Origin of the sequence: Pseudomonas sp. B392_1p (genome assembly GCF_052245235.1) — a bacterium.
Taxonomy (GTDB): domain Bacteria; phylum Pseudomonadota; class Gammaproteobacteria; order Pseudomonadales; family Pseudomonadaceae; genus Serpens; species Serpens gallinarum.
This window is the reverse complement of the sequence record NZ_JBQPXM010000016.1, coordinates 50,749-63,302: the sequence shown is the minus strand read 5'-3', so window position 1 is coordinate 63,302 and position 12,554 is coordinate 50,749. Positions and strand designations below refer to the sequence as shown.

Genomic DNA, 12,554 nt, shown 5'->3' with positions numbered 1-12,554 from the left:
GTGAAAAGTCGCTCCTTGGCCAAGACGACCTCCGTCAACGTTTTAATTGTGAGACTGCCATGACCAGCGCCCTGCACGACGGCTTCGGTCGCACCATCGATTACCTGCGTCTGTCGGTGACCGACCGCTGTGACTTTCGCTGTGTGTACTGCATGGCCGAGGACATGACCTTCTTGCCGCGCCAGCAGGTTCTCAGTCTCGAAGAGCTGTACCGCCTGGCCCAGCTTTTCGTCGGCCAAGGTGTGAAAAAAATCCGCATCACCGGTGGTGAGCCTCTGGTGCGCAAGGGCATCGTCGAACTCTGCAAGCACATTGCGGCCCTTCCAGGGCTGCGCGAACTGGTCATGACCAGCAACGGCTCGCAGTTGCCCAAGCTGGCACGACCGCTGGCCGAAGCCGGGGTCAAACGCATCAATATCAGTCTGGACACGCTCGATCCAACACGCTTCCACGCGATCACCCGCACCGGCCAGTTGGCTCAGGTGTTGAACGGTATCGAAGCAGCGCGCGAGGCAGGCTTTCAGCGCATCAAACTGAACACGGTTGTGATGAAAGGCCGCAACGCCGATGAAGTGCTCGATTTGGTCGACTTCGCCGTGACACGCAGGCTGGACATTACTTTCATCGAGGAGATGCCACTGGGCGACGTCGGTCGCGACCGTGGCGAAAGCTACTGCTCCAGCGATGAAGTGCGCGCGCAGATCGCCGCTCGCTACCGCCTGCTCGATTCCACTGAACAAAGCGGTGGTCCCGCCCGCTACGTGCGCCTCGAGGATCATCCCGACAGTCGCATCGGCTTCATCTCCCCCCACAGCCACAATTTCTGCGCCACCTGCAACCGCGTGCGACTGACCGTTGAGGGACGCCTGCTGCTGTGCCTGGGCCATGAACACTCACTGGACCTGCGCGACCTGGTACGGCGTCATCCCACTGATGACCAGCCGATCCTCGCCGCTCTCGACCAGGCTCTGTTGCGCAAACCGCAGCACCATGACTTCAGTGTCGGCGGCGACATACAGGTGCTGCGCTTCATGAATGCCAGCGGCGGGTAGCGCAGCCTCAGGGCGGTACCGCACAACACCCTCTGGTAACCGCAAGCTCACACGCGCTACTCCGCAAACAGATCCGGCCCGAATACTTCATAGTGGATTCGCGATTCGGGAATGCCCAGATTCTGCAACGCATCGTGCTGCATGCGCATAAAGGGAATCGGCCCACAAATATAATAATCGGCGTCGGGTAGCAGAAGCTTGTCCTTGATCAGTTTAACGTCGACCAACCCAGGATAATCATAATCCTCGCCCGCTATGTCCTCGGGCAACGGCTCGTTGTAGAACACAAACAGTGAGAGGTTGGGATGCTCCCGGGCCGCCATGCGCAGCCGGTTGCGCATGGCCTGCACTGTGCTGTTGCGGGCGCCGTGCACGAACACCACCTGCCGCTGTCCACCCTGCAGGGCTTGCTTGAGCATGCTGATCATAGGTGTCAGTCCGACGCCTCCACTGATCAACACAATAGGCGTGGCGGCCTGCACGTCGATATGGAAATTACCATAGGGCGCCGCCAACTGAACCTCATCGCCCACGTTGATATGCTCATGCAGCAGGCAGGACACATAACCAGCACGCTGCGTATCGAGGCCGCTTTCGCGCTTCACGGAAATGCGATAACTGCGCCCATTAGGCATGTCAGACAGGCTGTATTGACGGATTTGCTGCAGGTTCAGTTGAGGGACGTGCAGAGCCAGACTGGTGTATTGACCCGGGGCGAAATCCATCACCGGTCCACCATCGGCCGGCTCGAGCACGAACGAGGTGATGATGTCGCTTTCCGGGTTTTTCTCACGCACCACGAAGGTGCGCCAGCCTGTCCAGCCGCCCGGTTTTGCTTCAGATTGCTCGCGCAGGCGGTCCTCCATGCCGATAAGAATCTCCGCCAGGCTGTTATAGGCTTGCGCCCAGGCATCGATGATCGCGGGGCTGGCTTCTTCGCCCAAAATATCCTTGAGAGCGCCGAGCAGATGCTCACCGACTATCGGATACTGATCGGGCTTTACACCCAGGCTGGCATGTTTATGGGCGATGTTTTCCAGTACCGCCGCCAGGCTTTCGGGATTTTCGATATTCGCTGCATAGGCATACACAGCCCGCGCCAGGGCCTCTTGCTGCTGCCCTCTGTCCTGATGGGCCATGTTGAAGACGTTCTTCAGTTCGGGATGAGCCTCGAACAGGCGCTGATAAAAGCGTCGGACAATGGTGTAGCCATGCTCGGCCAATACGGGAGCGGTGGATTTGACGATGTCTTTGGTCTGCTGACTCAGCATGAAGGCTCTCCTTGAGAAGCTGCACGCCCAACGTGCTTCGCTCTTCTAAGGAAAGTGCGGATAGGCAGTTTTGACCAAGATGATCCGACAGGGGGACGAAGATCGCCCACGAATACTGCGGTCTCAACGATGCGGCAATCCGGCTGCCCGCCTTAAAATTTAGGGCTTCTCATTGAAGGTATCGCCTACCTCTTCGCCATTGGCGTCGAGAACCTTGGTTGACGGAAACTTATTCGAGGCAATTCGCACAGCCAGAACCGAAAGCGACAGGAGAAAAATGCCGCCACACAAGTACAGCAGGCCAATATCTGGAACTCGATGATGAGACACATCACCAATCAAATACCGCGTCAACGCGGTAATGGCTATATAGAGCAAAAAGCGTATCGGCAAGTGGTTGGTTTTGAAATAGATGCCCACCATGGCGCCTAATTCAAGGTAGATAAAAAGCAGCAAGATATCGTCAATGCTGGCATGTCCCTTATTAACCATGCCCATGAATGCAACGACTGACGCCCAAACGGTCGCCGCGCCAATCACAAACAAACCGAGATAATGGAAGCTTTCAACGACCAGATTCCCCAGTGAATTTGCCAGGTCATGCATGCGTTTACGGCTGAACTCTGCCCACTTCATTACTTACTTCTACCTTAATAATTTCGGCTACGTTTGTTGCCGGGCATGCCTTTGTAGGCTTGCTTACCCAGCGATTCATCAGCCCAGGCACGGGGTTGCAGCCCCAACCAGGCCGCTTGGGTCACAGGCGTTCAAATAAAGCACGCCGCGTGCCTGCCCGGGTGAGAAGACGCTGCTACCGATTGACGCAGCGGCTGATCTTCCAAAGCTGGCCACTCGCCCCTATACTGTACAAACAAACAGTATCCAATCAACTTGAACAGAATGAAGGCAACGGGGTGATGAATGGCCGTCGAAGTGGTATACCGCAGCAGTCGCGATCTGGAGCGCTTGTTCATGGATAAGGCCGAAGCTGATCGTTACGACAAGATGCTCGAACTGGCCGAGGCGCTTTCCGAAGCGCTGCATAAGGCCGTGCCCTCCATCAGCGAGGAACAACTGGAAGAAATTGGCATCTTCATGGCCAAGAATCGTGACCTGTTCGCCAAGGCCTTCAGGGGCCCGGTGGATGTGCTCAGTGAGCTGAACTTCGACAAGGGCTAGCCCACCCCCGCTACGCATACGGAGCGATGCCGCCTCGGTGGGGCGGCATCGTTCGTTGCGGGCCGTCGGGCGGGGCCGACTACTCCGGCACATGACCTTGCGACAGGTGAGGCGCCACCCTACTCTACTTGGCGTTTTCTCTGCGTCAGGCTTCCAGCGTCTCTACCAGCGCTTTCAGAAACCGCGCCGCCTCGCCTCCGGTTACCACACGATGATCGAAGGTCAGCGATAACGGCAGGATCGGGTGGATCTCCACCCTGCCCTCCACCGCCACCGGTTGCTGGCGAATCCCGCCGGCCCCCAGAATCGCCACTTGCGGCGGTACCACTATCGGATTGGCATATCGGCCGAACAAGGTGCCGAAATTCGACAATGTGAAGGTGGCGCCCATCATTTCCTGGGGCGGAATCGAGCGTGCCTGCACATCGGCGCGCAGTCGCGCCATGCCCGCTTTCAGATCTTCCGCTTCGCGCGCACCGACGTTGCGCAGCACTGGCACAAACAAGCCGTCCGGCGTATCGACGGCAATCCCCAAGTCGAGCGTGTCGTTGTGCTTCAAGGTCAGGCTTTGCCCGTCGAACCAGGCATTGAGTCCCGGCTCTACGGTAATTGCTCTGGCAATCGCCTGGCTCAGGCGAATCAAGGGATCGCGCGCTTCGGGCCAGCGATGCAGGTCGGCATCGCCATAGATCGTTACCGGCACCACTTCGGCATGAGCACGGGCCATGTTCAGCGCCATGCTGCGCCGTACCCCGCGCAGCTTCTCGCCGCCGAAGCCGGCAGGCGCGCTGCTGGCGGCGGCCTGTACATCGGCGCGGGTAATCAATCCGTCCGGCCCGCTGCCTTTTACCTCATCCAGGTTGATGCGCAGCTGCCGGGCCAGTTGCCGTACCGCCGGTGTGGCGCGCGGCGCCAAATGCTCACGGGTCGACGGCGCGGCACCGACAAAAAAACTGTCCGCCTGCGCCGCGTTACCGCCTTCCAGGCGCCCGACCACAGTCCCGGCATCGTCCTCGCCTTCGTAGGCCAGCAACGGCTCGCCGACATGCAGGATATCGCCAGCGGCGCCGAAGGTTTTCACCACCACGCCGTCATAGGGCGCAGGAATATCGACGATGGCCTTGGCGGTTTCCACCGAAACCAGCAACTGATCGGCCTTGACCGTATCGCCAGTTTTGACATGCCACTCGACAATTTCCGCTTCCTGCAAGCCTTCGCCGAGATCAGGCAGTTTGAAGTGCTTCATTGTTGTTCTCCGTTGCACATGGAGAGCCCTGTTCCAGGCCCTCCACAGGATCTGTTCAAGCGTATTCCAGCACTGTCTCGCAGGCCGCCAGGATGTCCTCGACGCCGGGGATATACAGCTGCTCCAGTCGGTACAACGGTGGCGGGATGTCCGGGGCCGTGACGCGCTGGATCGGCGCCTGCAGATCCAACCAGGCACGCTCATACAGGCTCGCGGCGATTTCCGCGCCCACTGCGCAACTTTTCGGCGCTTCATGGATGATCACGCAGCGCCCCGTCTTGCGCACCGATGCTTCCAGGGTGTCCAGATCCAGCGGCTTGACGCAGGCCACATCGATTACCTCCGCCTCGACCCCACGTTCGGCCAGCCGCGTGGCGGCCTGCAGGGTCTCGTGCACGCTGGCGCCCCAGCTGATCAGCGTTAAGTCATGGCCTTCGCGCAAGGTGAAACAGCTGTCCAGCGGTAGGCGCCGGCCATCGTCGGGCAATGCCTGCGGGTTCATTCGATACAACCGCGTGGGCTCGAGGAAAATCACCGGATCAGGGTCGTCGATGGCCGCTAACAACAGGCCATACGCCCGCGCCGGCGAGGACGGAATGACCACACGCACACCGGGAATCTGCGCGAACATCGCCTCGGTGCTTTCGCTGTGATGCTCCGGTGCCCGAATCCCCGCACCCATGGGCGTACGCAGCACCATGGGGCAGCTCAGCCGGCCACGGGTGCGGTTACGCAGCCGCGCGGCATGGGACACCAAGTGATCCATGGCCGCATAGATAAAGCCCATGAACTGGATTTCCACCACCGGCTTGAGACCCTGGGCCGCCATTCCGACTGCCAGGCCGCCCAGTGCGGTTTCCGCCAGCGGTGTGTCGATCACCCGCTTCAGGCCGAATTGTTCGCGCAACCCCAAGGTCGCGCGAAACACCCCGCCGTTGACACCGACATCCTCGCCGAGCACCACGACGTTGTCGTCTTCCTGCATGGCCCGGTGCAGAGCCAGGTTGACCGCCTCGACCAGGCTGAGTTTTTTCTCATTCATGGCCCTGCCCTCCGGTTGCCTGGCGTCGTGCGACGCGCTCGCGCAGCATCTCGCGCTGCTCGGCCAGCACAGCCGGCCAACGCGCGTAGAGATAGTCGAGAATCGCCTCGGGCGCTTGCTCGCCGGCTTTCTCGAAACGCTCCACCGCTTGCTGCACCTGGGCCTGGCAGGTGGCGATCAGGTCTTGCTCGCGGGCCTCGTCCCAATTGCCGCGCGCGGCGAGAAAGGCCTGCAGGCGCTTGACCGGCTCGCGCTGCCAGGCCTGCTTGACCTCTTCGGCTGGCCGGTAGCGGGTCGCGTCATCGGCAGTGGTGTGATCGCCGAGACGATAGCTGAGGCATTCCACCAGCGTCGGTCCCTTGCCTTGACGGGCACGATCCAGGGCCGCCTGCAAGCGTGCATGCACGGCCAGAATGTCATTGCCGTCGACCTGTTCGCCGGTGAAACCGGCGCCGATGGCTTTTTGCGCCAGGGTTGGCGCGCCGCACTGGATGCTGCGCGGCACCGAGATCGCCCATTGGTTGTTATTGACCACAAACACCACGGGCAACTGCCAGGCGCCGGCAACGTTGAGTGCTTCGAGGAAATCCCCCTTGCTGGTGGCGCCATCGCCGCAGGTGGTCACCGCCACCCGCGCCTGGCCGCGCATCTTGAACGCGCTGGCCACGCCACAGGCATGCAGCGCCTGGGTAGCAATGGGTACGCACAGCGGAAAATCCTCCTTGGCGGCCGGATCGACGAAGTCGCTGCCGCGTTCGTCGCCGCCCCAATACAGCAGGATTTCCTCCATGCGTACCCCGCGCATCAGCTGCACGGCGGTGTCGCGGTAATAGGGCACCAGGATGTCTTCGGCGTGCATCAGGGCGCCGAGGGCCACACCAATGGCTTCCTGGCCGAGCGTCGGCGCGTAGGTGCCGATGCGCCCGGTGCGCTGCAGGGCCACGGCTTTCTGATCGAAAAGGCGGGTCAACACCATTTGCCGGTAAAGCCGCTCCAGCAATTCGGCGTCTTCGGCACAAGCCGGAAGCTCCGCACAAGGTTGACCGTCTGGGTCAAGATAACGGGTATACGCAATAGCGGGGTCGTGCATGCCAATCTCCAGAGCACCTTGTGGGTGCGTTTGCGGGTGCGGCTTGTGGCCGCGGGCCCAGTGGAAAAAGCTTGTATCAACCGTAGAGCAAATGTTCGGCCAGTGCATCGGCCACTCGTGCCGGCGAGCGCTTGTCGGCCTGAGCATGAGCATAGATCTCGGTCAGGCGTACGCCGATCCGCGAGAGGTGCGCCGTGATCGCCGGCAACGTCTCGCCGCGATGTTGCAGTGCAACATAGATCAGCCCGCCCGAGTTGATCACATAATCCGGCGCATAGAGAATGCCGCGCGCCTCCAGCTCGTCGGCGACATGCGCTTGTGCCAGCTGGTTGTTAGCCGCGCCGGCCACTGCAGCGCAGCGCAGGCGCGCGACGCTCTGGCTGTCCAACACCCCGCCCAACCCGCAGGGCGCGAGGATGTCGCAGGGTGTGCTGAGCAACGCATCACTGGCCACCGGATGGGCACCGAATTGCTCCACCGCCAGCTGCACGCGACCACTGTCCAGATCGCTGACCAGTACTTCGGCGCCCGCGGCCGCCAATTGCTCTGCCAATGCGTACCCGACATGACCGAGCCCCTGCACCGCCACGCGCAGGCTTTCCAGATCGTCGCTGCCCAGACGGGCCAGCGCAGTGGCGCGAATACCATTGAATACGCCCATCGCGGTGTGTGGCGAGGGATCACCGCCCGCGCTGGTGCTGGTCACATGTTGGGTGTGCTGGGCGACGCAGTCCATGTCGGCGCTCGACGTACCGCTGTCCACCGCGGTGATGTAACGGCCAGCCAACGACTCGATCATGCGCCCGAAAGCCTCGAACAGCGCCGCGCGGTTGGCGATATGTCCCGGCCGGATGATCACCGCCTTGCCACCGCCCTGGGGCAAGCCGGCCAGGGCGGCCTTGTAGCTCATGCCCTGAGCCAGGCGAATCGCATCGAGAATGGCACTTTCAGGGTCCGCATACGGTAAAAAACGGCAACCGCCCAATGCCGCACCGAGTGTGGTGTTGTGAATGGCGATGATTGCTTGCAGCCCGGTGGGCGGGTCCTGGGCCAGGTGTAAAGCTTCGAGCCGGGCGGCTTCCATTGCGGCGAACATGACATGATCTCCGTCTCTACATTTCTCGCAGTATAGGCTCGCGACTGGACGAAACTCCGCCTGCCGACTACAAGAAAAAGGTCACCAGGAGGCACGACGAATGGATCTTCGCGAAGCCTGCCTCGCCTGCCTGCGGCGAGGCCCCACAGCCATGTTCGAGGCCGCGCTTTGGATTGCCGCCGAACATGATCCGCTCTTGCGTCCCCGCCAGGTTCTGGCCGAACTGGAGCACCTGCGTCATCGCGTGGCCGTCAATCTACCCAGCCTTCCGCCTCGTGAGCTGGCCCAGCCGTTGCTGCGCCAGCTGTGCGCGCTGGATTTCCAGGAAGATGAAGACATTCCGCTCTCACCCCACGCGGCGCTTATCCATCAGGTCCTGCGCCGCCGGCGCGGCCAGCCACTGAGCCTGGCCTTGCTCGCCCTGGAAATCGCCCGCCGCCTGGACATTCCACTGCACGGCGTCAACTTTCCGGGACGCGTTCTACTGCGCGTACCCGGCGCCGATCACCTGCTCGACCCCTGTACTGGCCGACGCCTGTATGCCGGCGATTGCCGAGAGCTGTTGCGCCGCCAGTTTGGCAAGGCCATCCCCTTGCACGCCGACCATCTGCGCCCCTGCGATGCCCACACGCTGCTGCAACGTTTGTCGCGCAACCTGCGCGAACTGCATTTGCTGAACAATGCCCCGCTGGCTGCGCTCAAGGATGCCGAGCGCGTGCTGCTGCTCGGCCCACCCAGCCTCGCCGATCACTTGGCGCGCGCCGACATCTACCAACTGCTCGATTGTCCCGAAGGTGCGCGCTACGACCTGCAACATGCTCTGTTGCTGTGCGATGACCCAGGCGAACACTTGCGGTTGAACATGCGTCTGCGCCAGATAAAGAGCGTTTCGGCGGTGCACTGAAGCGCGAGTTGGGCTTGGCCCGGAGTCCACCCGCTACGGCACACTCTTTTTGCCTGCGCTAAGATGGCAGTCCGATTCGTTCAGGCGCTGCCAGCCATGTCCCCATCCATGATCATTGCAAGGTCGCAGCCATGCTGATTGGCGTGCTGCTCGCCATCACCTGGCTGGTTCTGCTGGTTCGCTATCCAGCCCGGGCGTTACCGGTCTCTGCAGTTGCCTTGCTGAGTCTCGGCCTGGTGGCGGCCTGGGTGCTGTGGCAGGAACACCGCGAGGAACAACGTCTAGCACACCTTGAGCTGCGCCTCGAATACGCTCCCGGCCACTGCCCGAGCCATCGACCGCTGCACCTGGTGCTCACCAATGGCAGCGACAGGCCGCTGCAATCCCTGCGCTGGCAAATTGCAGCCTATCGTCCGGACAGTGATTTGAACCTTGCACAAAACCGTGGCGAAACACCGCGCTATCACGCCGCCGACCACTTGCAGCCCGGCGCCAGCTGGGAAGACTGCCTGCCCGTGCCGCCGCTGCGCCCGGGTTATCGTCCCGAAAGTCTGGATTTTCAGGCGCAACGCTTACGCGGCCAGTTCGCCGACTAGGGCCGACCAAGACCAATACCGCGCGCCATTGGCGCATAAGGCCGCGGATCGACGATCGGCTCACGGCCCAGCATCAAATCGGCCAGCAAGCGACAGGACGCCGGCGCCAGCACCAGACCGTTGCGAAAATGTCCGCAGTTCAGCCACAACCCTGGATGGCTCTCCAGCTCACCAATATAGGGAATGCCATCCGGCGACCCCGGCCTGAGCCCCGCCCAATGGCCTACCGCTTCCGCCTTGGCCAGCGCCGGCAGTAATTCGGCAGCTGAAGCTCTAAGGCTGGCCAGCGCTTCCTCGGTGGTGGACTTGTCGAAGCCCGTGTATTCCAGCGTGCTGCCCACCAGTACATGTCCGTCGCGACGCGGAATCGCATAGCGCCCCTTGGCCAGCACCATGCTCGGCAGAAAATCCTCGGCACACTTGAAGAGAATCATCTGCCCCCGCACCGGCTCTACCGGCAGCTCAAGACCAAGGGTTTTCAGCAACTCGCCACTCCAGGCGCCGGCGGCCACGACTACCCGCTCGGCATGCAGCTCGCCCAGAACGGTCTGCACACCAACCACACGCCCGTGATTGCGGATAAAGCCTTGCACCGAACAATGCTCGTGAATTTCCACGTTGGGCAATCGCAGCAAAGCGGCACGCAACGACTTCATCAAACGCGGATTGCGCACATTGGCCACCTCAGCCATGTACAGCGCACGCTGGTAACCATTCGCCAATGCCGGCACCGCCGCTTGCACGTCTACCACCGGCACCTGCACCAACGGCCGTCCGTGACGCGCGGCCCACGCTAACGCCTCGGCCTCATCATCCAGGTCCAACCAATACAGCCCGGTGACCTGCACTTGTGGATCCACCCCAGTCTCGGCCAGCAACTGCTCGCCCAGTTGGGGATAGAAGTCCTGCGACCAATGCGCCAAAGCTGACACCGCCTCAGCGTAGCGCCAGGGGTACAACGGCGAAACGATCCCGCCACCGGCCCAGGACGCCTCCCGACCCAACGCCTGGCGCTCCAGCAACACCACCTCAACACCCGCCCGCGCCAATTGGTAAGCGCAGAGCAAGCCGATGATGCCGCCGCCGATGATTAGTGTTCGCTGTGCCACAGTTCGCCCCTCTATAGGCAGGATTACCACGCGATTGCTTGACTCCCAAACGGTCTGGACTAAGAAGGATGGGCGACCAGGAGGATCGCCATGATACGCGGACTGGTAAAAGGACTTGCACATGAACTTTCATCCACAGCGGGCGTTTACGCTCGTGGAGTTGATGATCACGCTGGCGCTGCTGGCCATTCTCGCCAGCGTTGCCGTTCCGGCTTTCGCAGAGCTTATTGCGCGCAATCGGCAATTGGCGCTGCAAGATGAAATGCTCGCTGCGTTGAATTACACCCGGGCGCAGGCTGTTCTCAGCAACTCAGTCGTCGAACTATGCGCCTCAGGCAACGGGACCAGCTGCCAAACCGACTGGAGCCAGGGCTGGATCATCCGACAGGCATCCGATGGCAAAGTCCTTCGCTTCAGCCAGCAAGCGTCCGGCAGCAGCTTGCGCTGGCGCGGGTTTAGGCAACACGTCGATTTCGCCGGCAACGGCATCGGTTTTGCGAGCAATGGGTCCTTCTTTGAATGCGATCAACAGAAGCTCGCCTGGCTGATTGTACTCAACCGCCAGGGAAGGGCGCGCATTGGTAATGCTGCGGATAAACATGAGCGGCTTCATTTATGCGGGGCTCAAGACGAAGTAACAGACGACGACATCGAAACGGTCGAAAGTTAAGCAGCTCACAACTTTACAAACCCGACGACCGGATGTCCCCCGTTTCGCCCCGGTCGTCTTCGCAAACACGACATACTCCAGGCCTGCTCGCATGATCTCAACGTCAACACCCTGGAGCTCATCATGTCACGTCGTTCTGGCATGCACGGATTCACCCTGATCGAATTAATGATCACGCTGGCCTTGTTAGCCATTGTGGCGAATATCGCCTTGCCCAACTTCGCCACGTTGATTCGCGACAATCAGCTTCAGGGGAAGGCCGAGGAGTTGGTGGCTTTCTTGCAATATGCCCGCAGCACAGCCGTCGCAAATCGACAAACCATTTTGATTGAGCCGGGTGCTAACAACGCCGCTTGGGTGGCCTCAATCAAAGTTCAACAGCCGGCCAATGCTGAAGCCGAGGGTGAAGATGAAGACTCACCACCCGAACCTTTGCCGAATATTCCCTTACGCCATTTCATTCCCGACTCAAGCCAGGCTGCCGTTCTATCCTCCCGAGCCAGTTTCGAATACGCACCCAACGGCACCGCCTCAGCCACGGCCCGTATCACCCTGTGCCGTGCTTCGGATGCTGCTTCGGGCTACCTGATCAACGTGGGCGCCAGCGGTGCAACCCGGCTTCTTCCCCGTGGCAAAGACATCAACGGCACCTTGGCGAGCTGCACTCCATGAAAAAACCTTTCCACAAATCCCATGGCTTCAGTTTGATTGAAGTGCTCGTCACGCTATTGCTGGTCAGCATAGGCATCATCGGCCTGGTCGCCATGCAGGCTCGCGCCATCCAGTACACCCAGGACTCCGTGCAGCGTAACCACGCGGCCATGCTGGCCAGTGACCTGTTTGAACTGATCAAGGCCAACCCCACCCAGATCGATACATACAGCTTTTCCAGCCTGCCAGCCGCTGCCAGCTCAGCGACTGAATGTATTGGCCTCGCCAATACCGCTGCCAGCAAACAACTTGAATGCTGGTCTCGTGACGTCCGTGCCCTCTTACCCGGCGCAGCCGATCTCGTAAATAACTTCCACACCTGTCTTTCTAAAACGCCTGGTTCATGCAATGCAGGCTCGGTCCTGGAGATCCAGCTCGCCTGGCGAGCCCAAGGAGAAGGCTGCCTGGACGATACCGTCGTAGCGGAGGAAACACCCAGTGCAGATGACGAGAGCACAAGTGAAGAAAGTAGTGACGATGAAAGCGGAGAGGGTAGCGAAGACGAGGAGTCGGCGGACGAAAACGCACCGCCAGGCGATACATCAATTTGTCACTACCGCATTCGCGCTGAAGTGTAAGGAACACTCG

The 12,554-nt window shown here is 60.9% G+C and carries 14 protein-coding genes; 7 read left to right on the top strand and 7 right to left on the bottom strand.

The window, feature by feature from the left end; all coding sequences use genetic code 11:
- The first annotated feature begins 59 nt into the window (after positions 1–59).
- Entirely contained in the window at positions 60–1,052 is a 993-nt protein-coding gene (moaA, locus tag ACTV8E_RS19065; RefSeq protein WP_273536013.1) for a GTP 3',8-cyclase MoaA, read from the top strand.
- 56 nt (positions 1,053–1,108) lie between these two features.
- Here moaA and hmpA read toward each other — a convergent pair whose 3' ends face one another.
- Together hmpA and ACTV8E_RS19055 are read right to left on the bottom strand one after the other, a co-directional pair.
- Positions 1,109–2,323, bottom strand: a complete 1,215-nt coding sequence (hmpA, locus tag ACTV8E_RS19060) for an NO-inducible flavohemoprotein (protein WP_443200497.1) — start codon at positions 2,321–2,323, stop codon at positions 1,109–1,111.
- A gap of 159 nt (positions 2,324–2,482) precedes the next feature.
- Positions 2,483–2,959 carry a phosphate-starvation-inducible protein PsiE gene (locus ACTV8E_RS19055; RefSeq protein WP_251836490.1) on the bottom strand — a complete coding sequence of 159 codons (477 nt, stop codon included), beginning with the start codon at positions 2,957–2,959 and terminating at the stop codon, positions 2,483–2,485.
- Between the two features lie 285 nt (positions 2,960–3,244).
- Here ACTV8E_RS19055 and ACTV8E_RS19050 point away from each other — a divergent pair, with 285 nt between their 5' ends.
- Entirely contained in the window at positions 3,245–3,502 is a 258-nt protein-coding gene (locus ACTV8E_RS19050) for a YebG family protein (protein WP_251836489.1), read from the top strand.
- 145 nt (positions 3,503–3,647) lie between these two features.
- Here the strand turns inward: ACTV8E_RS19050 and ACTV8E_RS19045 are convergent, their stop codons facing one another.
- The 4 genes from ACTV8E_RS19045 to ACTV8E_RS19030 form a co-directional block, all read right to left on the bottom strand.
- Positions 3,648–4,748 (bottom strand): dihydrolipoamide acetyltransferase family protein, encoded by a 1,101-nt coding sequence (locus tag ACTV8E_RS19045; RefSeq protein ID WP_251836488.1) that lies wholly within the window; start codon positions 4,746–4,748, stop codon positions 3,648–3,650.
- Between the two features lie 55 nt (positions 4,749–4,803).
- Entirely contained in the window at positions 4,804–5,790 is a 987-nt protein-coding gene (locus ACTV8E_RS19040; RefSeq protein ID WP_251836487.1) for an alpha-ketoacid dehydrogenase subunit beta, read from the bottom strand.
- The gene (gene pdhA, locus ACTV8E_RS19035) at positions 5,783–6,880 is read right to left on the bottom strand and encodes a pyruvate dehydrogenase (acetyl-transferring) E1 component subunit alpha (RefSeq protein ID WP_443200496.1); all 1,098 of its coding nucleotides are present in this window, start codon (positions 6,878–6,880) and stop codon (positions 5,783–5,785) included. The genes ACTV8E_RS19040 and pdhA overlap by 8 nt, the downstream gene beginning before the upstream one ends.
- Positions 6,881–6,956: 76 nt before the next feature.
- On the bottom strand, positions 6,957–7,976 hold the full coding sequence (locus tag ACTV8E_RS19030) for a Leu/Phe/Val dehydrogenase (protein ID WP_251836485.1): 1,020 nt from the start codon (positions 7,974–7,976) through the stop codon (positions 6,957–6,959).
- Positions 7,977–8,076: 100 nt separating this feature from the next.
- On the opposite strand from ACTV8E_RS19030, the gene ACTV8E_RS19025 reads away from it, so the two are divergent.
- Positions 8,077–8,880: a SirB1 family protein gene (locus tag ACTV8E_RS19025; RefSeq protein ID WP_443200495.1), complete on the top strand. Its 804-nt coding sequence runs from the start codon at positions 8,077–8,079 to the stop codon at positions 8,878–8,880.
- A 131-nt stretch (positions 8,881–9,011) separates the two neighbouring features.
- Positions 9,012–9,476 carry a multidrug transporter gene (locus tag ACTV8E_RS19020; RefSeq protein WP_273536022.1) on the top strand — a complete coding sequence of 155 codons (465 nt, stop codon included), beginning with the start codon at positions 9,012–9,014 and terminating at the stop codon, positions 9,474–9,476.
- On the opposite strand, the gene thiO is transcribed toward ACTV8E_RS19020, so the two are convergent.
- Positions 9,473–10,585, bottom strand: coding sequence for a glycine oxidase ThiO (thiO, locus tag ACTV8E_RS19015; RefSeq protein ID WP_273536024.1), 1,113 nt, complete (start codon positions 10,583–10,585; stop codon positions 9,473–9,475). The two genes, ACTV8E_RS19020 and thiO, sit on opposite strands and share 4 nt — an antisense overlap.
- A gap of 121 nt (positions 10,586–10,706) precedes the next feature.
- Between thiO and ACTV8E_RS19010 the strand changes: the two genes are divergently transcribed.
- The 3 genes from ACTV8E_RS19010 to pilV all read left to right on the top strand — a co-directional run bounded on the left by ACTV8E_RS19010 (position 10,707) and on the right by pilV (position 12,544).
- A complete protein-coding gene (locus tag ACTV8E_RS19010) occupies positions 10,707–11,255 on the top strand; it encodes a GspH/FimT family pseudopilin (protein WP_273536026.1) in 549 nt (182 codons plus the stop codon).
- 123 nt (positions 11,256–11,378) lie between these two features.
- The gene (locus ACTV8E_RS19005) at positions 11,379–11,927 is read left to right on the top strand and encodes a GspH/FimT family pseudopilin (RefSeq protein ID WP_443200494.1); all 549 of its coding nucleotides are present in this window, start codon (positions 11,379–11,381) and stop codon (positions 11,925–11,927) included.
- Entirely contained in the window at positions 11,924–12,544 is a 621-nt protein-coding gene (gene pilV, locus ACTV8E_RS19000) for a type IV pilus modification protein PilV (protein ID WP_443200493.1), read from the top strand. Before ACTV8E_RS19005 ends, pilV begins: the two co-directional genes overlap by 4 nt.
- The last annotated feature ends 10 nt before the right edge of the window (positions 12,545–12,554 follow it).